General features: G+C 61.8%; 22 protein-coding genes and 3 pseudogenes. 13 read left to right on the forward strand and 12 right to left on the reverse strand.

The window, feature by feature from the left end:
* The 3 genes from VFB05_RS23785 to VFB05_RS23795 all read left to right on the forward strand — a co-directional run.
* On the forward strand, positions 1–1,112 hold a 1,112-nt coding region (locus tag VFB05_RS23785), incomplete at its 5' end, for a DUF58 domain-containing protein (RefSeq protein WP_325016857.1).
* 41 nt (positions 1,113–1,153) lie between these two features.
* On the forward strand, positions 1,154–2,158 hold the full coding sequence (locus VFB05_RS23790) for a stage II sporulation protein M (protein WP_325016859.1): 1,005 nt from the start codon (positions 1,154–1,156) through the stop codon (positions 2,156–2,158).
* The gene (locus VFB05_RS23795; protein ID WP_325016861.1) at positions 2,142–3,047 is read left to right on the forward strand and encodes an RDD family protein; all 906 of its coding nucleotides are present in this window, start codon (positions 2,142–2,144) and stop codon (positions 3,045–3,047) included. Before VFB05_RS23790 ends, VFB05_RS23795 begins: the two co-directional genes overlap by 17 nt.
* A 25-nt stretch (positions 3,048–3,072) precedes the next feature.
* Here the strand turns inward: VFB05_RS23795 and VFB05_RS23800 are convergent, their stop codons facing one another.
* Positions 3,073–3,753, reverse strand: a complete 681-nt coding sequence (locus tag VFB05_RS23800; protein WP_325016863.1) for a hypothetical protein — start codon at positions 3,751–3,753, stop codon at positions 3,073–3,075.
* Positions 3,754–3,929: 176 nt separating this feature from the next.
* On the opposite strand from VFB05_RS23800, the gene VFB05_RS23805 reads away from it, so the two are divergent.
* Positions 3,930–4,175 carry a hypothetical protein gene (locus VFB05_RS23805; protein ID WP_325016866.1) on the forward strand — a complete coding sequence of 82 codons (246 nt, stop codon included), beginning with the start codon at positions 3,930–3,932 and terminating at the stop codon, positions 4,173–4,175.
* Positions 4,176–4,198: 23 nt separating this feature from the next.
* Here the strand turns inward: VFB05_RS23805 and VFB05_RS23810 are convergent, their stop codons facing one another.
* On the reverse strand, positions 4,199–4,450 hold the full coding sequence (locus VFB05_RS23810; protein ID WP_414643305.1) for a hypothetical protein: 252 nt from the start codon (positions 4,448–4,450) through the stop codon (positions 4,199–4,201).
* 326 nt (positions 4,451–4,776) lie between these two features.
* Between VFB05_RS23810 and VFB05_RS32245 the strand changes: the two are divergent.
* The 4 genes and pseudogenes from VFB05_RS32245 to VFB05_RS23830 all read left to right on the forward strand — a co-directional run.
* Positions 4,777–4,854 (forward strand): annotated as a pseudogene (locus VFB05_RS32245) (hypothetical protein); the annotation flags it as partial.
* Between the two features lie 108 nt (positions 4,855–4,962).
* Positions 4,963–5,065, forward strand: a pseudogene (locus tag VFB05_RS23820) (ClpX C4-type zinc finger protein); the annotation flags it as partial.
* 496 nt (positions 5,066–5,561) lie between these two features.
* Positions 5,562–5,984, forward strand: coding sequence for a DUF6152 family protein (locus VFB05_RS23825; protein ID WP_325016868.1), 423 nt, complete (start codon positions 5,562–5,564; stop codon positions 5,982–5,984).
* 75 nt (positions 5,985–6,059) lie between these two features.
* Positions 6,060–6,914, forward strand: a complete 855-nt coding sequence (locus VFB05_RS23830) for a hypothetical protein (protein ID WP_325016870.1) — start codon at positions 6,060–6,062, stop codon at positions 6,912–6,914.
* Between the two features lie 42 nt (positions 6,915–6,956).
* Here the strand turns inward: VFB05_RS23830 and VFB05_RS23835 are convergent, their stop codons facing one another.
* From VFB05_RS23835 to VFB05_RS23860, 6 genes are all read right to left on the reverse strand, one after another.
* Positions 6,957–8,243, reverse strand: coding sequence for a hypothetical protein (locus VFB05_RS23835; protein WP_325016872.1), 1,287 nt, complete (start codon positions 8,241–8,243; stop codon positions 6,957–6,959).
* A 227-nt stretch (positions 8,244–8,470) separates the two neighbouring features.
* Positions 8,471–8,809, reverse strand: a complete 339-nt coding sequence (locus VFB05_RS23840; protein WP_325016874.1) for an antibiotic biosynthesis monooxygenase family protein — start codon at positions 8,807–8,809, stop codon at positions 8,471–8,473.
* A gap of 410 nt (positions 8,810–9,219) precedes the next feature.
* A complete protein-coding gene (locus VFB05_RS23845) occupies positions 9,220–9,489 on the reverse strand; it encodes a hypothetical protein (protein ID WP_325016876.1) in 270 nt (89 codons plus the stop codon).
* Between the two features lie 254 nt (positions 9,490–9,743).
* A complete protein-coding gene (locus VFB05_RS23850) occupies positions 9,744–11,357 on the reverse strand; it encodes a DHA2 family efflux MFS transporter permease subunit (protein WP_325016878.1) in 1,614 nt (537 codons plus the stop codon).
* Positions 11,354–12,508, reverse strand: coding sequence for an HlyD family secretion protein (locus VFB05_RS23855; protein ID WP_325016880.1), 1,155 nt, complete (start codon positions 12,506–12,508; stop codon positions 11,354–11,356). The genes VFB05_RS23850 and VFB05_RS23855 overlap by 4 nt, the downstream gene beginning before the upstream one ends.
* Before the next feature lie 238 nt (positions 12,509–12,746).
* Positions 12,747–13,598, reverse strand: coding sequence for a LysR family transcriptional regulator (locus tag VFB05_RS23860; protein WP_325016882.1), 852 nt, complete (start codon positions 13,596–13,598; stop codon positions 12,747–12,749).
* A gap of 121 nt (positions 13,599–13,719) precedes the next feature.
* Between VFB05_RS23860 and VFB05_RS23865 the strand changes: the two genes are divergently transcribed.
* A complete protein-coding gene (locus VFB05_RS23865; RefSeq protein WP_325016884.1) occupies positions 13,720–14,112 on the forward strand; it encodes a tautomerase family protein in 393 nt (130 codons plus the stop codon).
* A 161-nt stretch (positions 14,113–14,273) separates the two neighbouring features.
* Entirely contained in the window at positions 14,274–14,873 is a 600-nt protein-coding gene (locus VFB05_RS23870; RefSeq protein WP_325016887.1) for a DUF4865 family protein, read from the forward strand.
* A gap of 464 nt (positions 14,874–15,337) precedes the next feature.
* Here VFB05_RS23870 and VFB05_RS23875 read toward each other — a convergent pair whose 3' ends face one another.
* From VFB05_RS23875 to VFB05_RS23890, 4 genes are all read right to left on the reverse strand, one after another.
* On the reverse strand, positions 15,338–15,574 hold the full coding sequence (locus VFB05_RS23875) for a hypothetical protein (protein WP_325016889.1): 237 nt from the start codon (positions 15,572–15,574) through the stop codon (positions 15,338–15,340).
* Between the two features lie 183 nt (positions 15,575–15,757).
* Positions 15,758–16,330, reverse strand: a complete 573-nt coding sequence (locus VFB05_RS23880; RefSeq protein WP_325016891.1) for a TetR/AcrR family transcriptional regulator — start codon at positions 16,328–16,330, stop codon at positions 15,758–15,760.
* 287 nt (positions 16,331–16,617) lie between these two features.
* Positions 16,618–17,973, reverse strand: coding sequence for an MFS transporter (locus tag VFB05_RS23885; RefSeq protein ID WP_325016893.1), 1,356 nt, complete (start codon positions 17,971–17,973; stop codon positions 16,618–16,620).
* A 179-nt stretch (positions 17,974–18,152) separates the two neighbouring features.
* Positions 18,153–19,328, reverse strand: a complete 1,176-nt coding sequence (locus tag VFB05_RS23890; protein ID WP_325016895.1) for a hypothetical protein — start codon at positions 19,326–19,328, stop codon at positions 18,153–18,155.
* Between the two features lie 603 nt (positions 19,329–19,931).
* On the opposite strand from VFB05_RS23890, the pseudogene VFB05_RS23895 reads away from it, so the two are divergent.
* The 3 genes and pseudogenes from VFB05_RS23895 to araD all read left to right on the forward strand — a co-directional run bounded on the left by VFB05_RS23895 (position 19,932) and on the right by araD (position 23,153).
* Positions 19,932–20,236, forward strand: a pseudogene (locus VFB05_RS23895) (PilZ domain-containing protein).
* 426 nt (positions 20,237–20,662) lie between these two features.
* Positions 20,663–21,298 carry a response regulator transcription factor gene (locus VFB05_RS23900; RefSeq protein ID WP_325016897.1) on the forward strand — a complete coding sequence of 212 codons (636 nt, stop codon included), beginning with the start codon at positions 20,663–20,665 and terminating at the stop codon, positions 21,296–21,298.
* A 118-nt stretch (positions 21,299–21,416) separates the two neighbouring features.
* Entirely contained in the window at positions 21,417–23,153 is a 1,737-nt protein-coding gene (gene araD, locus VFB05_RS23905) for an L-arabinonate dehydratase (RefSeq protein ID WP_325016899.1), read from the forward strand.
* The last annotated feature ends 26 nt before the right edge of the window (positions 23,154–23,179 follow it).

Below are 23,179 nucleotides of genomic sequence, written 5' to 3' on the forward strand. Positions count from 1 at the left end.
TCGTCGGCGATGAAGGCGCGGTGAAATTGACGGTGAGTCAGCAAGCCGGGACGCGCGCCGTGCCTTTCGAGGCCCTCGTGGAGCAGCGCGGCGACCTGGAGCCGCCTCAGCCGCAGCGACTGGTCGGGAGTGCCAAAACGCCGGCGGTCGCCTTGCTGCCGATCGTTCCAAAGCGCCGCGGCGAAGTCTTTGTCGACGCGGTCTGGCTGCGGTGGCGTAGCCCGTTCGCGCTTGCGGAGCGCACCCGGCGAATTGCGGTCGACAAGAAGATCAACGTGCTGCCGGACGTCCGCGGGATCTCGTCCACCGCCGTTCAATTCTTCAGCCGGGACGCGATCGATGGGATCAAGGTCCAGCAACAGAAGGGGGAAGGCTCCGAGTTCGATTCGTTGCGCGAGCATGCGCCCGGTCTCGACAACCGCTTCATCGATTGGAAGCGCTCCGCCAGGCATCTGAAACTGCTGTCGAAGGAGTTCAGAACGGAGCGCAACCACCTGATCGTGCTCGCCTTCGACACCGGACATCTGATGGCGGAGCCAATTGAAGGCGTGCCACGGCTCGACCACGCGATTCACGCCGGATTGCTGCTCGGCTGGATATCGCTGCGCAGCGGCGATTTCGTGGGGAGTTTCGGATTCGACTCGCGGGTACGGCAATTCATTCAGCCGTCGCGGGGGATGCCCTATTTCGCCAGGCTGCACAACGCCTCGAGCCAGCTTGCCTATCAGACCGAGGAGACCAATTTCACGCTTGGCCTGGCCGAGCTCAATTTCAGACTGAAGCGGCGCGCTTTGGTGGTCCTCTTCACGGAGTTCATCGATACGACGACGGCGGAGCTATTGCTCGAAAGCCTGCAGCGTATGGCCAACCGTCATGCGGTCATTTTCGTGACGCTGAGGGATCCGTTGCTGCCCGACATTGTGGACGCCAGGCCTGACCGTTTCCAGAACGTCGCCGAGGCCGTCGTCGCGCACGACCTGCTGCGCGAGCGTGCCGTCGTGCTGGAGCGGCTGGCCCGCTTCGGGGTCCATTGTCTCGAGGTGGCGCCACGCGGATTGGCGGTCGCTCTCGTCAACCGCTATCTCATGATCAAGGGCAGGGGGCTGCTATAGAAACCGTTGCACCGTCTACCGGGATCCCGGCACAGAAAATCGTGCTGCGCAGCGCCGAATTCCGAAAGGGCCGCGAAACGGCCTGGCGGACGCTCGATGATTTCGTCTCACGCGTCGAGAAAGGGGGCGTCAGGAATCTGTCGGCGGACGAGCTGCAGCAGCTGCCGTTGCTTTATCGCGCAACCGCCTCGTCGCTATCGGTGGCGCGGTCGATCGCGCTCGACCGCAACCTGATCCTCTATCTCGAGAACCTGGTGCTGCGTGCGTTCCTGGTCGTCTACGGTTCGCGCACGGGCGTGCTGGAAGCGCTCGGCCGCTTCCTGCGTCGCGGCTTTCCGGCTGCGGTGCGGGGAGCACTGCCGCACATCGCGTTGGCGACGGCGGCCATTGTTGCGGGGGTAGCCGCCGGCTTCCTGCTCATCGAGGCAAGCGAGGCGTGGTTCAACGCGTTGGTGCCGGAATCGATGTCTGGCAGCCGCGGGCCGGCCAGCACCGCGGCACAGCTGCGCGACCGGGAAATCTTCGCGCCCTGGCCGGGCTTCGTCGAAAGCTTCGTGGTCTTCGCCAATTTTTTGTTCCGCCACAACTCCACCATCGGCATCATGACGTTCGGATTGGGCATCGCAGGCGGCGTTCCGACGCTGCTGCTGCTCGGCTATCAGGGGTTGATACTCGGTGCGTTTCTGGCCCTGCACTACAATCGCGGGCTGCTGCTGGACTTCGTTGGCTGGATCACGATCCACGGCGTCACCGAGCTGGGTGCGCTGATCCTGTGCGGCGCCGGCGGACTGGTGATCGCGGAGAAGATTCTTTTCCCGGGCCGCTACACCCGCCTCGACAACCTGGCGAAGCAGGGAACGGCCGCGGCGGGGCTCGCGGCCGGGGCTGTGCTGATGCTGTTCGTCGCCGGAATCATCGAGGGCGGCTTTCGCCAGCTGATCGGCAATACGCCTGCGCGTCTGACCTTTGGGTTCGCGACTGGCGTGCTCTGGCTCGTCTATTTTTGCTACAATCGCGGCGGCGCAGGCGATGAATCAGCGGCTTGACCGGATCAATCACTTCCTCGACGGCGTAACGCGCAACCGCCGCGAGATCGTCACGCCGGAAGGCGTTGTCCTGGAGACGGATGTCGCCAACAATGGCGAGCGACTGACGGCCTTTCTGATCGACTTCCTGTTCTGGATTCTCGCAACGATCCTGCTGTACCTGGTTTTTGCCCTGCTGGCGGTCGAGCACATGAGCGGGGCGGTTGCCTCGACGATCATCTTCCTGTTCGCATTCCTGCTGCGAAATCTCTACTTCATCCATTTCGAGTTGACGACGCAGGGGTCGACGCCTGGCAAGCGCATCGTCAACCTGCGCGTCATCGATCGCAACGGTGGGCCGCTGCTACCGGGCGCCATTATCGCGCGAAACCTGACGCGGGAGGTCGAGATCTTCCTGCCGCTTGGGCTGTTCCTGACCATGCCGAAAATCGCCGCGGGCTGGAGTTTCTGGCTGAGCGCGAGCTACTTCGGCTGGATCGTGCTGATCTCCGCGCTGCCGTTCTTCAACCGCGATCACCTGCGGGCCGGCGACCTGATCGCCGGGACCATGGTGATATCCATGCCGCGCCGCAAGCTGCTGGCCGAGCTCGTCGAGGCGCAGGCGAAATATGTCTTCACCCGCAGCCAGCTTGACGCCTACGGCGCGTTCGAGCTGCAGGTCCTTGAGGAAGTGTTGCGTCGCCCGCCTTCGGAGGAAACAAAAGAGATCCAGCGACAGATCTGCGGGAGGATCTGCCGCAAAATCGGTTGGACCGGGTCCGATCCCTCGGGCGACGCCCTCGACTTTCTCAAGGCATTCTATACCGCCGAGCGCGCACATCTCGAGCGCGAGCAGCTGTTCGGTCGCTACCGGTCCGACAAGGCCGACCAGTCCTCCGGCCGAAAATAGCCTGCGATAGTCGCCCGAGCTTCTATCAGTCGAAGACGTTCGCCAGGCTTTCGATGTCGATGCCTTCCTTGGCCACGCGCAGGTCGTGGTAGACCACGGCCACGAGGACGGCGCCAAAGGCGGTCGATACGATCTGCCAAGCGAAGTGCAGGAGCGCGCCCACGACACCGCCGCCCAGTCGACTGAGCACGATACCGACGACTGCGGCAATGACCCAAACGAGCAGGAGAAGACCGAAGATCGACCAGCGATATCCTTTCGTCAAGGCAGCACTGCGACTTGCGCTAGCCATCACCCCGGGGCGTTCGATCACGCAGACTGGAATGGCCACGTAATACATGCACATGACGATCAGCCCCGGAATGAGCAGGAGAAGGCTGGCCAACCCTGCTGCCAAACCGATCAGCAAAGCGACGCCAAAGACCGGCACCGCACGCCCGAGACCGATCTGAAAGGACTGCCCAATTGTAAAGGGCTGCCGACGCATCGCCTGGAAAGCCCCGTAAAGCGTCGTCGCCTGAGCCACAATGCTGAGAAAGAAAGTCAGGAGGCCGGTAATCGCGCCCAAGACGCCGAATGCCGCGGTGGCCGGGGGCCGTCCGAGCGCGAGGAGGACGAGTACGAGGAGCGGGATCATCGGGACCAGCGTCAACAGCACGAATTTTCCGAAATGCCCGGTCAAGAGGTCGAACGTCTTGCTCAGCACGACGCCAATTCGAAAAGGTGCGCCTGAAGCGGGTGCATCGCCGATTGAAATATCGCTCATATTTCCCCCTCAATTGAAAACCCGACAAGCGCCACAATCAGGCGACACCGTCCATCATCGTTTGCCGACTTTCACGGCGCAAGCGAAAAACGACTTTAAGGTGTACCCGATGCCCCGTGCAAGTCGGGTTCGCCGCGATGGATGCGATGCCGGCGTCGCTGCCATGGCAGGCGCGTGTCGAGCAGACGGCAATTGTGGCGCTCGCCGATTTCACGCGCCTTGCGTCGACATTCGATTTTGTCGCGGAAGGCCGCCGGGCATTCGCGGAACATTTCAGGCGCCTTGAAGCTGCGGGCGGCGACCCGGCCCAGATCATGTGCTTTACGTGGTATTTCGATGACGGCGAATCGTCGCCGTCATAGATCATGGCCGCCGGACTTCGCCTTCATGTCGTCTCGAACGCGCTCTCGCGATAGGGAGTGGGTTCGGCGGCGTCCGCTTCGTGAAGAGAGTCCTGCTCGCTCTGGGCGGCACGGATCCGCGCGGCGGCAAGTCGAAAGATGCCGCGCCACGACAGCTCGAGCACCACTTCGTGGTGTCGCAGTCCTTTGCCACCCTTGACCAGCCCGAGGTCCCTGATCAGGCAGCGATGCCCGCTGCTCATCCGGGCGAATTTGATGTCTGCACGACGCAACATGCGGCGAGCATGCACTGCGAATCGAATCCGTCAATTCTTGACAGAGGCGCGCGATGCGGTGAGGCGACGCGCGGTTTGATTCGCATTCACATGTCTGAGAGCCACGCACGCCATCGCTGTGTAAGCGGATTGACAATGACAGTGGTTCGCTCCCAAACTTGATGCAGGGCTGATACACCCGCCGCCTGCGCCCCCTTGGGGATGGTGAACGTATCAAATTCTCACCGCACCCTCGCTATTGGCGGACGGGTCGGCAAGGCAGGCCCCGATTTCCTCCGTTCGTCGATAGAGGTGTTCTCATGCGCGATTTTCGCGACGCGAAGGCCATGGCGCATTCCCTGCGCGATGCATTGAAGGCCAATGCCATCCAGACGACCCACAGCGAATCGCTTGAACTGATCGCCAAAGCGTTCGGATACGACAACTGGAATATCTTGTCGGCCAGGATCGACGCGGCCCAGTCGCGTCCCGGTTCGCTCACCAGCCCGCAAACCCGAACATCGCAGGAAAAACTGCTCTATTGCTCGTTCTGCGGCAAGAACCAGCATGAGGTGCAAAAGCTGGTCGCTGGGCCGGCCGTGTACATTTGCGGCGAATGCGTCGACTTGTGCGTCGACTTCGTTGACGAGCACTTGCTTCGACTTGTTGAAGGCGATGAAAGCAGTGCCAGGGCGATGTCCACTGAAAGACTGCAACACTATGTGGAGCACGCCACCAAAGGAGCGGAGCGTTTTCGTCTCGCCCTGCAACGTATCGAGACAATGCTTGCGCACAAAGAGAAGGCCGCAGCGATTGATGACGGCATCTTGCAGTCGACCGGCTTTGCTCAATTGAAGAACAAGACGTCCGCGGAACTGCGCGTCATGCAGAAGCATTCGCAGGATCAACTGAGGCGCTATGAGCAGGCGGTGCGAACGGCGAACCCCATCATTGATGAGCGCGCCCAGTAGCGCCATTGAAGGAAGGCAAGTTGCACGACGGGCACATCGCGCAGGGCGGCCATGCGCGATGCGGCCGGCCCGTGGCACGCCCTGTGAGGGTGTGATAGAATAGATGCTCTTCTCGCGGGTCGCATAAAAAAATAATCGCCGCGGGAAACGGGGAGGCGCCAATGGGACGACGATTGGCCATGATTTCGGCGGCCGGCGCGCTGGCGCTGACTGCCGGTGCTGCGCTTGCTCATCATTCCTTCGCGATGTTCGACCGGGCCAACCAGGTCGATCTCGAAGGCGTGGTGCAGGAATTCAGATTCGTCAATCCGCACACCTACATCAATCTGGCGGTCAAGAAGGATGATGGCTCAACGGAGACCTGGAGCCTCGAGGGCCAGAGTCCGGCCGCTCTTGTCCGGGCCGGCTGGAGCAGCAAGACCCTCAAGGCAGGCGATGAGCTCAAGATGCGGATTGCGCCCTTGCGCAGCGGCGCGCCGGGCGGCGCCTGGGCGCCGAACCAGATCAACTTCCGCGACGGGCGCGAGCTCGATGCATCACAGCGCAGCATCGGCTTCCCGGACTCGTCCGAACTCCAACGCTAGATTTTTGTTTTGACGCGTTTTCTTCACGCGAACCGGTGCCCACTTCGCTTGAAAACGCTATGAGGAGACTCCGTGATGACGCGTCGGCATCTGATCGCGCCCCTTGCGCTGTCCGTTATGCTCTTGGCCTTGCTGACATCAGCGACGTCAGGCGCGCGCGCGCAAGACGGAAAACAAGATAATGGAAAATATCCTGACTGGACCGGACAGTGGTTTCGCACCGGCGGCGTCCAGTTCGATCCGACCAAGCCGCTCGGTCGCGGCCAGGAGGCGCCGCTCACGCCGGAATATCAGGCCAAGCTCGAGGCGAGCATTGCCGACATCGCCGCCGGCGGCCACGGACTGAACGAACACACCTCGTGCCTGCCACACGGGATGCCGCGGATGATGAACGCGGTCTATCCGATCGAGTTCGTCGTCCTGCCGAAGACCACCTACATCCTGTTCGACGAGAACCTGCCGCGGCGCATCTATACCGACGGCCGCAACTGGCCGGCCGAGCCCGAGCCCGCGTTTGCGGGTTACTCGATCGGCCACTGGGTGGACGAGGCGGGAGACGGGCGCTTCAACGTGCTCGAGGTCGAGACCCGCTACATGAAGGGCCCGCGCACGTTCGAAGGGAGCGGCCTGCCGCTGCACGAGGACAACGAGACCGTCATCAAGGAGCGCATCTTCCTCGACAAGGAGAAGCCGGATCTGCTCCATGACGAGATCACCACGTCAGACCACGCGCTCACCCGCCCGTGGACGGTGACCAAGACCTACCGGCGCGAGCGCAATGCCGTCTGGATTCCGAACGAATGCGGCGAGGACAACCGCCACGTCACCATCGGCAAGGAAGACTACATGATCAGCCCCGACGGCCTGCTGATGCCGGTCAAGAAGGACCAGCCCCCGCCCGACCTGCGCTATTTCCGTTCAAAGAAGTGAGTTGGCTCGCGCCAGCCGCTTCGGTTCGTGTTCGCATCATAGTCAGAATTGAAAGGCATAAACACGCCCGTCGGCGCCGACATAGAGGCGGCCCTGCGTCGCGATCGGGGTTTGGAAACGTCGAAGACCGCGCAACGGCTCGCTGACAAAAATCGGTTCGCCCGTATCGCCGCGGAATCCGTGCAGCCGTTCGTCGCCTTCGGCGCCGAGTATCCACACAATCGGGTTGGAGTGACCGTCGGTGGTGGTCACAATTGGAGAGCCGCGGCCGCGGAGCGCGCCGCACCAGGCGGTGGTCATCCGCGGCGGCGAGCCTGCTGCGATCTTCAACACCGTCAGGTCATGACCTTGGCCGCCTTGAGGGCAATGCGCTCCCGGCGCTTGGAAGGCCACAAACACCGCATCGTCGATTTGAAAGGTGGCCGGCGAGGTTCTGATAGACGAGCGAGATACTGTTTCGGCGGCCAGTTGACCGCCAATGCCGCCGAGATTGTCTCGGTCAAGCAAATAGGCTTTGCCGTCCTTACCCAGCGCCATGATCAAGGCTCGACCGTCGCTGCCGGCACCTGGAACCGTGAGCGGAAGCGGATTGCTGCCTCCGAGATCCGCATCCTCTGCATCCAGTGTTTTCCAATCCGACGGCGCAAAATAATCTTTCTTGTCGTCGCTGCGGCGCAGGTCGGCTCCGACGCGGAAGATGGCTTCGCCATCGCTCCAGCTCGACGCGCCGAACGTGTTCCCGGTCGCAAAGTAGATGTCGTGTCCGACAACGCTCGGCCCTCCAGGTGACCAACTGCCACCGCCGCGCGCCCGGGTTTCGAAACTGACAAGCTTGCCCGGGTCATGGGTGGAAATTCCGATCACCCAGCCACGATAATTTCCGCAATCCCCGAAATGGCCCCCAAAGGCGACATAAAGCATGCCATCCACCAGCGTGAGTGGCGAGCGCTGGTTCTGCACGCGCGGATCGAAATCACGCCCCGACCGTCGCAGCGCATCGGCAACGTCGATCGGCCAGCCCGGGACGATGCTGCCGTCCTTTGCCGATAATGCAAAGATCTGGTGGCGCGGGCCGTTCTCCCGTTCCACGGCGGCGTCGAGATAGATGGTTTCCGACGATGGGTCGAGCACGGGCGTGCCGGTGATACCAAGCGGATTGATGTTTCCGCAGGGCAATGACGAGGCGCGCACGGGATGCCCGACGACGCGTTTCCATAATTCCTTGCCCGTCATCGCATCGAAAGCCTGGACGGCGTCGTCTTCCGTGGCCACGAACAACGTGGCCGTGTTCGCGCCAGGAGCGCGCCAGTACAGCGGCTGGGCATACATCGCGCCGGCGACGCGGGCATCGAAGGTGCGATCTGGCTGGATCGATCCGGCTTTCTCCCAGGTCAATCCCGGAACGACATAGCGGCCGCTTCGGCTGTTGTCGCCGTGATAGGTCAGAACCGACCCCTGCTGATCTTGAGCGCCGGCGTTTTGCGGCAAGAGTGCAAGCGCAAGCGACACTGCGATCAGGGCAAGGCGCGCCGCCGCGCGGGCCTTGCGTTCTTGCCTCATCGAGCGCGGGGTTGTTGCGTGTGGCCCAGCACTTCGGCGACCTCGTAGAGTTGGGGGTCTATTTCGTCGGTCAACTGTTCGAACTGACCCCAGGCCCTGCGAAATTCCGGCGACTGGTGCGCGGCGCGCAACAGGTCACGGCTTTCCCACTGAATGTAGTTTACGACGCGGCGGCCATCGAGACTGCGATGCAGGCTGATCGAAATGAATCCCGGTTGACTCTGCATGAAGCGAGCACGCTCCGCCATCAGCGACAATGCTTCGGCCTGCTTGTCCGGTTCAGCCTCGATAATCGTGATTTGCGTGACCGGCTTGTCGATCTGGGTCTTTGGCATGGCGATCTCCTTTGTCAGTGCTATCGACCGATTTCCCCAAACATGATGTCCAGCGAGCCGATGATCGCTGCCGTGGGCTGACGGGTGTTGGGGCGCGAAACCGACAGCGAAATTGCGAAGGTCTGCATCCCCGCCATGGCGAACTGACGGTTATGGCGCTGGCGAGGAACGCAGGCTGATCTTGATGGTTCCAAAACCGTCGCGGCCTCAAATAGTCACGCGAAGCGCGCCGAACGTTCAATGCCAAGCGCGAGACGACATGGCCTGCTCGGGCCTTAACGGGCGCGGTTTTGGCAAGCCCGGATCATTTCCGAAAGCAATACGCCGTCACGGTCAAACCGCTTGAGCTCGGCTTTGATGAATCAAAACCGCGCTCACGCGAACCGGTATCCACGTCGCTCGAAAACGCGCTAGCCCACGTAATCCGCCCAGCACCAGCCGCCTTGCGGCCCGAGATGATAGGCCTGCGGGCACCCGCCAAACGGACCCGGCCGCACCTGTCTGATCCAGCAGGCCTGCCTGCCGCGGCCGAGCCAATAGCCTTGCGGACATTCACCCGCCGGCCCCGCGGGGACTGAGAGCTGTGCTTCGACGTCGGCTGCATAAGTGGCGCACCCGGCGAGGGGAAGCGCGAGCGCCATTGCGCCGATCGCGGCAAAGATGAACGGAGATGTTTTCATGAATTCCTCTGCGGGATGGAAGGGTGAGCCTCAGTCGTCGAGCGGTTCAACTGGCCACTTGCGCGGTGATTGAATCCGCTCAGTTGCATAAACGTGCAATTGAACTGAATGCCCGCTGAATGTTGGCGTCATAAGGTGATGCGCGTGTCAGGCTCTCCAACACGTGATCCGCGTTCATCAAGCTGAACAAGCGTGCCGCGGAGGAAGCGCCGACTCTGATTCCGAAATCCGAAAATAGAAGTGCTTCGCGTCAGTCAGTGCCCGCGCGCAGGTGCTTGCAAATCGATCGATCGCAGCGACAGCGCGATCGGCACCATGATCGCGCCGATCATCGCGAGCGTCCAGAACACGTCGATATAAGCGAGCAGGTCGACCTGATGCTGCAATGTCTGTCCGACCCAGGCGGTCGCCTGCGCTGCCGCGTCGGCCGCGTTCGAGCCCTGCGCCTGAAAGAACTTCGTCATTTGGTCGATGGTCTGCTGATAGCCGAGCGCGGATGGCGCGATGTGCTCGATCAGCCGGCTCTGATGAAATTGCTGCCGCTGTGCGAGTACGGTTTGCGCCAGCGCGACGCCCATCGAGCCGCCAAGATTGCGTGCGACATTGATCAATGCGGAGGCTTGATTGGTTTTTTCCGGCGGGATTCCGTCATAGGAGGCGGTCGTGATCGGCAGAAACAGGAGCGGCAGGCCGAAGGCGAGATAGATGCGCGACATCGCCGCGTAGCCATAGGAAACGTCGCCGGTGATGCCGGTGAGATGCCACATCGACAGGCCCGCGATCGCAGCGCCGGTTGCAATCAGATATTTGGGTTGAACCGTTCCGATCAAAAAACCCGTGACCGGCATCATCGCCATGGTGACAAGGCCCGCCGGGGATAACACCATGCCGGCCAGATAGGCGGTGTAGCCCATCTCGGCCTGCAAGAACTGCGGCAGGATCTGCGTCGTTGCAATCACGATTGCGCCGGTGCCGAGCATCGCGAGGAAACACCCGCCGAACTGCCGCTGCCCGAGCAGACGGACATCAACGATGGGATCGTCGTGCAGAAGTTCCCAGATCACGAACGCGATCAGGGAAAATGCCGAGACGATCGCGAAGCTCAGGATCATGGTCGAGCCGAACCAGTCGTTGCGCTGGCCTTCGTCGAGCACGAATTCGAGCGAACCCAGTCCGACTGCGATGAGGACAAAGCCGACGTAATCGACGCGCAGTCCCTTCGCGAGGAGCCTCTCGCGCTCTTGTTCGGCGGTGGACGGCTCGTTGACCAGCGTGCCGACCAAAAAGAGCGAGATGAGCCCCATCGGGACATTGATCAGGAAGACCCAGTGCCACGAATAGGTGTCGGCGATCCAGCCGCCGAGCGTCGGTCCGATCACCGGAGCGACCACCACGGCGACGCCGTAGATGGCGAAGGCCTGGCCGCGCTTTGCGGGTGGAAAGGAATCGGCAAGGATCGCCTGCTCGGAGGTCGCCATGCCGCCGCCGCCCAGACCTTGCAGGATCCGAAACAGCACCAGCGATTCGAGATTCCAGGCAATGCCGCACAGTAGCGATGCCAGCGTAAAGGTCGCCACGCAAATCATGTAGAACCGCTTGCGGCCGATGACGGTGGACAGCCATCCCGAGATCGACAGCACGATCGCGTTGGCGACAAGATAGCTGGTGATGACATAGGTGCTCTCGTCGAGACCGACCGCAAGCCCGCCTGCGATATAGCGCAACGCCACATTGGCGATCGTCGTGTCGAGCACCTCCATGAAGGTCGCAATCGAAACGACGAAGGCGATAAGATAGGGGTTGTGACCGCCGGCCGCCGAGCGCTCCGGCGACCAGCCGCCCGCCTGGCCTTGCGTGGTATCGGTCATCGCACCTTGGTCCAGGGCACGACCGACATGCCCGGCCCAATGGGAAGATCGGCGGGCCAGTGATCGACCACGATCTTCACCGGCACACGCTGCACCACTTTCACATAATTGCCGGTGGCGTTCTCAGCCGGCAAGAGACTATACGCGGTGCCGGAGCCCGGCTGCACGGACTCGACGCGGCCTTCGAGCTTGCGATCCGGATAGGCATCGATGGTGAATTCCACCTTCTGCCCGGGCCGCATCTCGGCAAGCTGCGTCTCCTTGTAGTTCGCAACGACCCAGATATCGTCGGGCACGAACATCATCAGGCTCTGGCCTGCGGACGCGAGCGTTCCGACCGCGCCGGTCAGTTTGACCACGCGGCCGGACTGCGCAGCCTCGACGCGCGTGTACTGAAGATTGAGCTCGGCCTGGTCCTGCTGCGCCTTCGCCTGCTGCAACGAGGCCTGCGCGCTTTCGAGTTGCGCCTTCAGTGTCTTGACGCCGAGTTGCGCTGCGATCAGCGCCGCCTTGGTGCGCGCCTCGTTGGCCTGCTGTGCGTTCAGATCCGAATGCGTCTGTTGCTCGCGCTGAACGGTGCCGGCGCCCTTGTCGACGAGATCCTTTGCGCGTGCTTCCTCCTGTTGCGCGAACTTCAGTTGCGCCTCGGCCTGGTCGAGCTGCGCCTGGGCCTGCTTGATCTGCTCCTGCTGGCTGTCGAGTTGTGCCTGGATATTGTCGATATTGGCCTCTGCGACAGCCACCTGGGCCTTGGCCTGGTCGAGCGCGTTTCTGTAGTCGCGGTCGTCGACCCTGGCGAGGAGGTCGCCGGCCTTGACGTGCTGGTTGTCGGTGACGGGGACGTCGGTGATGTAACCGGAAACCTTCGGCGCAATCGAGAAGCTGCGCGCGGCGACGAAGGCGTCGTCGGTCCATTCATAGTCGCGGGTGTCGAGCCAATACATCAGCCCGCCGGCCACGGCGATGACGAGCAGGCACGCGCCGGCGATCGAGAGTATCCAGTGCTCGCGCAAACGGTCGCGCAACGACGGCTTTGGCTGCGACTCGTTGCCTTGTGCGCTTGCCGAGCGATGTTCCGGCGGCGAGTCCGGTTGCCTCTTCGGGTGCTGAGGCTGTTCTTCGGCACGGCCGCGCTCTGTTCGGGCGTCCACGACGATAAACCCTTCTTGAGAGAGATCAGGCGCCAGAGATCAGGCGCTAGTGGAGTGGATGAGACATTCGCCGCCCGCCCGGCCTCGCGTTCGCCAGGCGAATGTCAGAATCAAACCACTAGGTGCTACGCACAACTCGAAATTTTGTTCCTGAAAGTTGAAGAGTCTCGTCAGCGTTTAGCCAGCCCACGGAACAAGTACGATTGGGCTGCGCGCTGGGCGCGCACAACGCCAACCCTCACTCCGCCGTCGCCCTGATCGCAGCCGCAAGCGTCTTCAGCGAGTTTTTCGTCCTGACATCGCTGATGCTGGAATGCAGCACCACGTCGCGTGACGGCAGCGGCGGAAGGGCGAATTTCGCGCCGACATCGACAACGCCCGGCGGCGCAACGCGCTTGCCGAGCGCTGCGACCGCAAGGCCGGCGGAGACCGCAGCGCCCGTGGTCGCGATGCCGCCGCCGACAAAGACTTCGGTCCAGGAAATGCCTGACGCTTTCAACGCGTCGAGCGCCATGCTGCGCACGCTGCAAGGCTCGGCCTGCGTCGCCAGCCGCAACGGTTCGCCGGCTCGCACCTGAAAATCAGGCGCGGCCATCCACGCGAACGCTTCTTCCAGAATGGTCTCGCCATCCCTGCGGCGATTGTCGTGGCGCAAGACGATCGCCGCATCGATCCCGCCGCGCTCGAAATCCTCCAGCACCTCGCGCGAAGTCGAGACCCGCATCTCCAGCACCAGCGAAGGCTCGGCGTCGTTCATGCGTTTCAGCAGCATCGGCAATTCGCCGCCGACAATGTGATGACTGATGCCGACGATGAGCCTGCGCTGCTCGACGCCGAAGGAGCCGATCGCGCCATGATGGGCGGCGATGAGACTGCGCGCCGGCTCGAGGAAGGCGTTGCCGTCAGCCGATAGCCGCACCAGCCGAGGGGTTCGCTCCAGCAGCTTGCGGCCGAGCCCGTCCTCCAGGCGCTTGATCTTCAGGCTGACCGCCGACTGCGTCGTGTCCATGGCCTCAGCCGCGCGGGTGAAGCTCTTGAAATCGGCTGTCAGAACAAAGGCTTGTACGGCTTCCAGATCGAGCGTTTTCATCGCCGTCATCCATTTAAAATCGACATCATTGATATAGAAATTAATATGGTTTCGCAATGGCTGGCGGGACGCTATGTCAGTTGCCGAAGCAAAGACAACACCCGTCACAGAGGAGGCCAACATGCCGCTCGTTCGCGTTTCCATCCGCCAGGGCAAATCAGTTGCTTATCGCAAAGCCATCCTCGACGGCATTTACGATGCCATGCAATCGAGCTTCGAGGTGCCGAAGGATGACCGCTTCATGGTGATCTCCGAGCACGACGAGACGAATTTCAGTTACAGCAAGGACTATCTTGGCATCGCGCGTAGCGACGATCTGGTGCTGATCCAGCTCACCGTCAGCAACACGCGCGGCCGTGACAAGAAGAAAGCGCTCTATCGCGCGATCGTGCAGAACCTGTCGAAGAATCCCGGCGTCCGCCCCGAGGACGTCTTCATCAACCTCGTCGAGGTCTTGCCGGAGAACTGGTCGTTCGGACACGGCATCGCGCAATACGTCGCCGACAAGGAGTGATGGAGTCGTCATGCCCGGGCATAGCCGGTTGAAGAACGGCGTCGCTTCCGCTCGCCTATGCCCGGGCATCCACGTCTTGAATCTTTGGTTCAGCAAAGACGTGGATGGCCGGCGGCCGTGACAGCGCGGGCTTCTATGCTCCATCGCAAAAGGAGACCCTCATGATCATCGCTCATTATGCCCACAGGTTGCCCGCCAATTACGACATCGAACTCATCCGCAGCCGCGCTCAGGCGCGCGGCCATCTCTGGGACGCCGTACCCGAACTTCACTTCAAGGCGTTCCTGCTGCGCGAGCGCGGGCGCTTCGGTGCGATCGCAAGCGAATATTCTTCGCTCTATCTCTGGCGCAGCGACGAAGGCTTCCGCAACTTCCTGGCCGATGGCCGCACCAAACTGGTCACCGATAGCTTTGGACGTCCGCAGATTGAAACGCGCGTGGTGCTCGACGCGCGCAAGGGCAGCGGGCGCGAGGCGCGCTTCGCCCACAAGTACGAGTTCGACATTCCCGTCGATTCGGATCTGACCTCAGCCATTGCCGCGGAGATCGAGCGTGTCAGCGATACTGCGCGGCAGCCAGGCGCGGTCGCAGCCGCTGTCGGTGTCGACACCGAGCGATGGACATTCACCCGCGTGCTTTTGTCCGAGAACGAGCCGGACGGACGCGAGGGGCTCGCCTATCAGGTGCTTTATCTCGCGCAGCCGCTGTTGGCCGAACTGCCTGCTGCGCCAATCCGTCGGCGCGAGCCGGCGGTGGTTTGAGGGACTAACTAAAGCCGCGATGGAAGTCTGCTGCCTCGCCCCGCAGGCGGCGAGATCGTCATATGGCTCTTCGAAGAATGTGAGCCTGTTCGGCCTCAATGGTTCTCCTGGCGATGCGAACCATCGTCCAAAACGCCCGCTTTTTCGAACTGCACCGTTCGCTACGGTCTCGCAAGCGCTCGACCTGCTCGGGTGCGCGCGCGGGCTCCTCACCATGAGGGTCTAAAGATTTCGCCGCGAAGCAAGGCCTCATCCTGAGGGGCCCGCCCAAAGGCGGGCGTCCCGAAGGATGGCCTCAGCAAGACTTCGGGTCAGGTTCTCTCCAATTGCGATAGCCCTGCCGCGCAGGCTGGGAGAGGTGAAACGAAACTCATTCCGCAATGAGAATTCGTCAGCGCAAAAAAAAGAGCGCGATGGCGAGGGGAGCCATCGCGCTTGAAAAGTGGGAGGTTCGACGTCAGGGATTACTGGGCCGCGACGTGGCGATGCTTGCGCACGTGGGCGTAGCTGTTGCGGACCTTCGGCTGCTGGATGTCAGCAGCGCTGGCCTCGGCATTCAAAGCGGCGACAGACGAATCCAGCCGGAGCAGGCCGGCGGGGACGCCTTGGGCGGCGGCCGGGGCAACAGACGCTGCAGAAGCCAGCGCGACGGCGCCGACAACGAGGCTCAGGACCTTGGTGTTCAGGAAGGATTTCGACATGGTGCATCTCTCTCGGTTAGCGCGTCCTCTGAATGGCTCTGAGTATTTAAATACCGTTTTCCCGAATCGAAGGTGACCAGTCAGATTGACTTCGGGGCGGATTAACACTCGGCTCCATTACAGATACGCAATGTAGCGAATATGACCGGTCAGCTTAAAATGTCAATCGGGGGGAGATCACAATTACTTTAGCAGCGCCTTGAAGGCGACGTTAAAGAAGTCGTCGACGGGCTGGCGATCGCGCGCGATCCTGAGCCGGATGGTCGCGCCCTCCCAGGCATTGACCAGGAAACGCGCCATCTCCGCCGGATCGTGGCGGGGATCGACCTCGCCTTTGGCCTGCGCCTCGCGCAAAACCTGCTCGACACCGTTGCACCAGGTCTCGAAGACTGAGCGCAGCTCCTCACGCATTTTCGGATATTCGCGGGCCATCTCTGCGGCGAAAAGCCCGAGCATGCAGCCGCGCTCAAAGCCTAGCGAGAGCAGGCGTTCCGACAAAAAGCCGAAATGATTTTTCAGCCGCTGCAGCGGCGGCACGCTCTCGTCGAACAGCATGTCCGGACGCGCGCCTTCGAGATAACGCCGCAACGCGTCGATCGCGAGGTCTTCCTTGTTCTCGAAATGATTGAAGAACGAACCTTTCGGCACACCGGCAGCCTCGGTGATGTCCTGAATCGAACAACCCTTGAAACCGAGTGTGTGCAGCGTATCCACCGCGCTGCTGGCGAGCTTTTCGCGCAGGCTGGGTCTGGCCATAGGAGCCTCCCGAGGGATTTTTCTGGTCCTTGAAGGATGAGAAATCCTTCCTCAATGCATGACAAATATGCGACTAAATGACTTATTTCAACGAGAATGGCATAAAATCTGACCAGTCAGATTGAAATTCAGTCATTTACCTACTGTGACACCTTTTACTGGCGAGTTAATGCCACCTAGCGGAATTTATGGAGGGCCCCAAGCGGCCTGATTCGGCTGCCCGGCCAGGCCAAGCCGGGGACCAAACCCCGGCTTGGAGGTCGAATCGGCAGCTGCCCCGGCCGGAATCATCGCGCCGATCGCGCTTGATACTCGGCCGAGATGTCCTTGCCGGTGTAATCGGTCATCAGCGCGGTCGCGATCAGCGTGATGACGGCGCAGGCGGCGATGTAGATCGCGATCGCGGTCGCCGAATTGGTGGTGGCATACAGCCATGTTGCGATCAGCGGCGCCGGTCCGCCGGCGATGACGGATGCGAGCTGATAGCCGAGCGAAGCGCCGCTGTAGCGCAGCCGTCCCGTAAAGCTTTCCGCGATCAACGCGGCCTGCGGGCCGTACTGCATGTCATGCGGGATCAGCGACAGAATGATCGCGAGGAAGATGATCGGCTCCGATCCGGTTTTCAGCATGGCGAAATAGATGAAGCCGAAGATTCCCGTCACCAGCGCGCCGATCATGTACATGTTCTTGCGGCCGATGCGGTCGGAGACATGGCCGAACACCGGAATGGAAACGAACGACACCACTGAGGCCGCCAGCACCGCCGTGAGCAGGAAGTCGCGGGAGAGACCCAACGACTTGATGCCGTAAGAGAAGACGAAAGCGGTGAAGATGTAGAATGGCGCCTGCTCGGACATCCGCGCGAAGGCCGACATCAGGATCTCCTTCGGATATTCCTTGATGACGGCGAGCATCGGGGCGCGCTCGACCTTGCGCTCGGCGACCAGCTTCGCAAAGATCGGTGTTTCGAGAATGCCAAGGCGGATATAAAGGCCGACGCCAACCAGAATGAGGCTCAGCGCAAAGGGAATCCGCCAGCCCCAGGCCAGGAACTGTTCGCCGGACATCTGGCTGAATGCGAGCACCGCGAGGTTGGCGAGGAACAGTCCGCAGGGAACGCCGAATTGCGGCCAGGACGCCACCAGCCCGCGGGAATGATTGTTGCGGGCCCATTCCATCGACATCAGCACCGATCCGCCCCACTCGCCGCCGACGCCCACGCCCTGGATGAATCGCAGCACGGTGAGAAGCACCGCGCCCCATATGCCGATGCGGTCATAGGTCGGCACCAGCGCGACGGCAAAGGTGGCGAGCCCCATGCAGAGGAGCGTTGCGATCAGCGTCGATTTGCGGCCGATGCGGTCGCCGTAATGGCCGAAGATCGCAGCACCCACCGGCCGCGCGACGAAGCCCACGGCATAGATGGCGAACGCCTCCAGCGTTCCGACCCAGGGATCGGAGTTCGGGAAAAACAGCTTCGCGAAGACGAGACCGGTCACGGTCGAGTAGAGGAAGAAATCGTACCACTCGATCGCGGTGCCGATGGTCGAGGCGATCACCGCACGCCGCAACTGGATCCGGTGTTCTTCGGGACTGAGACCAGAGCCGCCGAGCGGGATAACGTTGGCTTCGAGCGCTGACATGACTTTTCCTCCACATCCCCGTGGCGGCTCTGCCTGCAAACAAAAGGGAAGGGTCGCCAGCGGCGCTTTTAACGGCAAACGTCCACGCAGCCGTGACGGTTCCGTCGGTGCGAACCGCTGCCGCCTAAACTTTCGACGGATGGCCGCGCATGGGAGAGAGTTCCGCCGCAGCGACGTATTCAGGCGCTGGACTTTGCCGGGCCGCCGAGCACTTTTTTGAACAGCGCGGCTCCGTCGGTGACGGCGTCGCGTCCCTTCCACGCCAGATGGGTCAAACGCCCGGAGAGCGAGTTGTAGCTACGCAGCCGGTGCGGTTCCAGCACATGGCCGACATTGTCGGGAAAGCGCCTGGTCTCGCTTTCGACGAGTTCGTTGATCGAAACCATCAGCGCGTCCAATCGACGGCCCCAATCGGAATCCGCGAGCTGATCGATTCTCACCCGCAGCGCATATTCAGTGTCGTAGATGTCGATCAGAATTTCCTTGGCGACAAGAATGCGCTCGTGCCTGAGTGCGATCCGCAAAAGAGTGCGCTTGTCTTCCACACGGTCCAGCACCATCGGGACCGCTGCGGCATAGGGCGTCGCAGCGACGTCGGCCGCATTCTTGCTCGCGGCAGCCTTGGTGGCGAGGCGGATCAATTGCCACTGGGTCTTGAGACGCCGGAACACCAGCATCAGCGCGAAAGGAAGCTGTTCGGGCCTGGCTTTTGCAAACGCGGCGAGCAGCGGCGCGACCTTGGCGATTTCGGCCTTTTCAAAACGGGAAAGTTTGGCGGGCAATGCCTCGTTCAATTTGGCGAGTTCCTCGCGCGCGCGAAGTGCGCCGACCATCTTGGTAACGTCGTCGAAGGCTGTGGGCGAAGCCGTATAGGAGGCGAGCCGGCTGCGAATCTGATCGGCGCTTTCCGGGGAGGCGAGGATGCCCTCGAGGCTCTTGAGCACCTTGGTCTGAAACGCTGCGGCTGCCGTGCGCGCCTCGCGCTGCTTGTCGGCTGCGATCAGGTCATTGAGATTCTTCGCGTAGTCGCGCGCCATGGTCGGCAACAGATCGCGGCTGATCCATTCCCATATCGCCGACAGCGACCCGCGCTGGATGCCGCCGGTCGTCGCGTGCCGGGGAGCTCCATCGAGCAGCAAGGGCTCCAGCGGCGCGAAGAAATAGCGGGCCGGCGGACTGTTGCGCTTCTGGGTTTGCCCGCCGCCGCGAAACTCGGCGCGCAGCGTTTCCATGACCTCGCCAACGCCGGCGATCTCGTCGCCGGAAAGCTCCAGCCGCTCGAGTTCGTCGAGCAGGTTGCTCCGCGTCGGCGGGGTCAATCGCAACAAGAACTCTTTGAGGCGGCCTTGAATCATTTCCGGATGGTTACGGTTGGTAAAGGAAACCTTTGCAGTCGATGCCGGCCTGGTGCGGCGAATTTGAAGTTCCTGTCAGTGTCGCTGCAAGTCCATCATAGGAACTTCAAATTCAAGGCCGCACTAGAACCATATTTTTGCTAGAGCTCCTTTGATTCCGAAGTTCGCATCAGGGATCGCCCCAATAGCTTGCGAGCTTCGGATTCGGAGCCCTGGGCAGGACGTGATCAAAGCAGGCCGTCGTAAATTTAGTCGTAAAAAAAGCGGTAAGGCCGTGCCGCTTTCCGCAAAACTACCGGATCACATTCCGGTCAGCGGCCGGCGACCCGCGGCCTGTTGGCGCCATGTCGCTCAAATTGCGACAGTTTCTTTGCGCTCTGTCTTGCGACGCACCGATTAGCCGAAATTTAACCGTCCGAGGCGCCGCGCCTGATCGCGAGAAGGCGCAGACAGCCACCCGTATTTGCCCGGTTACAAAAATTAACGAGACGTTGGCGCTGTGCCCACTAACGGTTGCAAAAGCGAAGGCGTTCGATTTTCCCGGTTGATATCGGCGGCGGCCTTCGGCCTCGACCAATCGTTCGCGTCTGATAGCTGGCAGCAATGGCTGAAGAGAAAAAGGTGCTCGATCGCGTGACGTTCGGCCGTGGCTATGATGTCTGCATCATGGCCATCGACGGGACCTGGCGCCGCGATTGCCTGCTTCAGGGATCTCGGACACGGACGCCCAGCTGACGGTGGAAGGCTCGATCCAGGGCCTCAATCTCAAGGAATTCTTCCTGCTGCTGTCGTCCACCGGTCTCGCCTATCGCCGGTGCGAACTCGTTCGCGTCAACGGAACCGACATGGATATCCAGTTCCTGCAGACGAAGGGCCGGAAAAAGAAGGCCGCCGGCCACGCGCATTAGCGTGGCGCCGCTTCTTGCGGCGACCGCCCCTTGGGCGATCCCTGATGCAATCCGCCGCCTTGCCGCCCGCGAGGAGCGGAACTGCAGCGCAAAACTGCCACTAGTGCCCACTTTCCGAAGTTCGTGCTCCATTGCAGGATCCACCTTCACGAACTTCGGAAAGTGATGGGCACTAGCAAACTTATTGATTCTAGTACCGCTTTGTCGATCTGAAGTCCCTGATCGAATTCACCGCTTGTGGTGCAGGGACTTCAGATCGGCGGTACTAGCCTTCAAAAGACTTCGCCTTTTTGCCCAAAGGCAAACCACGTTGCTACTTGTGCGTTAACTTTTGGTCCCGTAGAAATACGGACGGACGCGATTTGCGGCCCAAGTTGCAAATCGGTGAGTCCGCGTCGTTTTTTGCAGTTCAAGGGACGATGTCTAATGACAGAAAAGCCGTCCTCTCGTGGTGAGATCTTCGTCGTCGACGACGATCCTGCCGTCCGCGAAACCCTCTCCATCGTCCTGTCTGCCGGCGGTTACGAAGTGATCTGCTTTGCCGACGGCGCTGCGCTGTTGCAGGTGGCGCGAAACCGCACGCCGGCCGCCATTCTGCTCGATGTGCATATTCCCGGTAAGTCCGGGTTGGATATTCTGAAGGAGTTGCGCGGCGAGGATTATCCGGCGCCGATCTTCATCATCTCCGGGCAAGGCGATATCGCCATGGCCGTCAGCGCGATCAAGAACGGCGCGCTGGATTTCATCGAGAAGCCGTTCCGCGGCAACGACATCGTCACGCGACTGAACGAGGCGATCGAGGCCTATGCGCGGCGGCAGGCCGATCGCTCCGCGTCCGGTATCGGATCGCTGCACTTCCCCGGCCGGGAGCCGCTGACGCGGCGCGAGCGCGAAGTGCTGGAGCAGTTCACGTCCGGCGCTTCCAACAAGGAGGCCGGACGGCACTTGGGAATTAGCCCGCGCACGATCGAAGACCACCGCGCCAACATCATGAAAAAACTGGGCGCGCGAAATGCCGCTGACCTCGTCCGGATCGTGATGACGGCCTCGCGCGCGTCCTGAAGCGGCTTTTTCAGCCGCCGAGACACGCGTCCAAATATGGCCGCGTTGAGCAAGCGGGCCTTGCTTGCCATGGATCGCCTGTGACATGACTCGATCGAAAGATCGAACGGGTGTCACCATGGCCGACAAGAAAAATCCGGATGAACTTCGCAGCGCGCGCTGGTTTGCGCCTGACGATCTCAGGTCTTTCGGCCATCGTTCGCGCGCCATGCAGATGGGCTATGCGCCGGAGGAATGGAAGGGCCGGCCGCTGATCGCGATCCTCAACACCTGGTCGGACGCCCAGCCCTGCCACATGCACTTCAAGAGCCGGGTGGAGGACGTCAAGCGCGGCATCCTGATGGCGGGCGGCTTTCCGATCGAATTGCCGGCGTTGTCGCTGTCGGAATCCTTTTTGAAGCCGACCACCATGCTCTATCGCAATCTGCTGGCGATGGACGCCGAGGAGCTGCTGCGCGGCCATCCCGTCGATGGCGTCGTGCTGATGGGCGGCTGCGACAAGACCACGCCCGCGCTGCTACTCGGCGCCACCAGCATGAACATCCCCGCGATCTATCTGCCCGCGGGCCCGATGCTGCGCGGCAACTGGAAGGGCAAGACGCTCGGCTCGGGATCGGATGCCTGGAAGTTCTGGGACGAGCGGCGTGCGGGGAAGATTTCCGAGAAGGACTGGGTCGATGTCGAGGCCGGCATCGCCCGCAGCTACGGCACCTGCATGACCATGGGCACCGCCTCGACCATGACGGCGATTGCGGAATCGATCGGCATGACGCTGCCTGGCGCGTCGTCTATCCCGGCGGCGGATGCCGGCCACATCCGCATGGCGTCGGAATGCGGACGCCGCATCGTCGACATGGTCTGGGAGGATCTGACGCCGAAGAAGATCCAGACCCGAAAGGCGTTCGAAAACGCGATCACCGTCGCGATGGCGATGGGTTGCTCCACCAACGCGATCATTCACCTGATCGCGCAGGCGCGCCGCGCCGGCCAGGACATCGGCCTCGACGATTTCGAGAAAGCGAGCCGCAAGGTGCCGGTCATCGCCAATGTGCGCCCCTCCGGCGATAAATATCTGATGGAAGATTTCTATTACGCCGGCGGCTTGCCCGGCCTGATGAGCCGGATCAAGCCGCATCTGCATCTCGACGCGATCACGGTCACGGGCCAGACGCTCGGCGACAACATCGCGCGCGCCGAAGTCTATAACGATGACGTCATCCGCAGCGTCGACAATCCGATCTATGCCGAAGGTGCGCTCGCCGTGCTCAAGGGCAACCTCGCGCCCGATGGCTGCGTCATCAAGCCGTCCGCCTGCGATCCGCGCTTCCTCAAGCACACCGGCACGGCGCTGGTGTTTGACGATTACCCTTCGATGAAGAAAGCGGTCGACGATCCCGATCTCGATGTTACCGCCGATCATGTCCTGATCCTGCGCAACGCCGGCCCGCAGGGCGGACCGGGCATGCCGGAATGGGGCATGCTGCCAATCCCGACCAAGCTCGTGAAGCAGGGCGTGCGCGACATGGTGCGGCTGTCGGATGCGCGCATGAGCGGCACCAGCTACGGCGCCTGCATTCTGCATGTCTCGCCGGAGTCCTACATTGGCGGGCCGCTGGCGCTGGTGAAGACCGGCGACAAGATCACGCTCGACGTCGCCGCGCGCACCATCAACCTCGATGTGTCCGAGACCGAATTGAATAAGCGCCGCGCCGAATGGAAGCAGCCCGAGACGCGGTTCGAGCGCGGCTATGGCTGGATGTTCACCAAGCACATCAAGCAGGCCAACGAAGGCTGCGACTTCGACTTCCTCGAGACCGGCTTCGGCGCGCCGGTCGCCGAGCCGTCGATCTACTAGCCTTCATGCTGCCCGATCTCATCGAA

This window comes from Bradyrhizobium sp., assembly GCF_035652035.1.
In the GTDB taxonomy this organism is placed as follows: Bacteria; Pseudomonadota; Alphaproteobacteria; order Rhizobiales; family Xanthobacteraceae; genus Bradyrhizobium.

Bases quoted from the DNA above. Each gene is read 5' to 3' on its own strand.
- VFB05_RS23795 (WP_325016861.1), top strand. From the start codon at position 2,142: ATGAATCAGCGGCTTGACCGGATCAATCACTTCCTCGACGGCGTAACG.
- VFB05_RS23810 (WP_414643305.1), bottom strand. From the start codon at position 4,450: ATGTTGCGTCGTGCAGACATCAAATTCGCCCGGATGAGCAGCGGGCAT.
- VFB05_RS23825 (WP_325016868.1), top strand. From the start codon at position 5,562: ATGGGACGACGATTGGCCATGATTTCGGCGGCCGGCGCGCTGGCGCTG.
- VFB05_RS23830 (WP_325016870.1), top strand. From the start codon at position 6,060: ATGACGCGTCGGCATCTGATCGCGCCCCTTGCGCTGTCCGTTATGCTC.
- VFB05_RS23835 (WP_325016872.1), bottom strand. From the start codon at position 8,243: ATGTATGCCCAGCCGCTGTACTGGCGCGCTCCTGGCGCGAACACGGCC.
- VFB05_RS23840 (WP_325016874.1), bottom strand. From the start codon at position 8,809: ATGCCAAAGACCCAGATCGACAAGCCGGTCACGCAAATCACGATTATC.
- VFB05_RS23845 (WP_325016876.1), bottom strand. From the start codon at position 9,489: ATGAAAACATCTCCGTTCATCTTTGCCGCGATCGGCGCAATGGCGCTC.
- VFB05_RS23850 (WP_325016878.1), bottom strand. From the start codon at position 11,357: ATGACCGATACCACGCAAGGCCAGGCGGGCGGCTGGTCGCCGGAGCGC.
- VFB05_RS23860 (WP_325016882.1), bottom strand. From the start codon at position 13,598: ATGAAAACGCTCGATCTGGAAGCCGTACAAGCCTTTGTTCTGACAGCC.
- VFB05_RS23865 (WP_325016884.1), top strand. From the start codon at position 13,720: ATGCCGCTCGTTCGCGTTTCCATCCGCCAGGGCAAATCAGTTGCTTAT.
- VFB05_RS23870 (WP_325016887.1), top strand. From the start codon at position 14,274: ATGATCATCGCTCATTATGCCCACAGGTTGCCCGCCAATTACGACATC.
- VFB05_RS23875 (WP_325016889.1), bottom strand. From the start codon at position 15,574: ATGTCGAAATCCTTCCTGAACACCAAGGTCCTGAGCCTCGTTGTCGGC.
- VFB05_RS23880 (WP_325016891.1), bottom strand. From the start codon at position 16,330: ATGGCCAGACCCAGCCTGCGCGAAAAGCTCGCCAGCAGCGCGGTGGAT.
- VFB05_RS23885 (WP_325016893.1), bottom strand. From the start codon at position 17,973: ATGTCAGCGCTCGAAGCCAACGTTATCCCGCTCGGCGGCTCTGGTCTC.
- VFB05_RS23890 (WP_325016895.1), bottom strand. From the start codon at position 19,328: ATGATTCAAGGCCGCCTCAAAGAGTTCTTGTTGCGATTGACCCCGCCG.
- VFB05_RS23900 (WP_325016897.1), top strand. From the start codon at position 20,663: ATGACAGAAAAGCCGTCCTCTCGTGGTGAGATCTTCGTCGTCGACGAC.
- araD (WP_325016899.1), top strand. From the start codon at position 21,417: ATGGCCGACAAGAAAAATCCGGATGAACTTCGCAGCGCGCGCTGGTTT.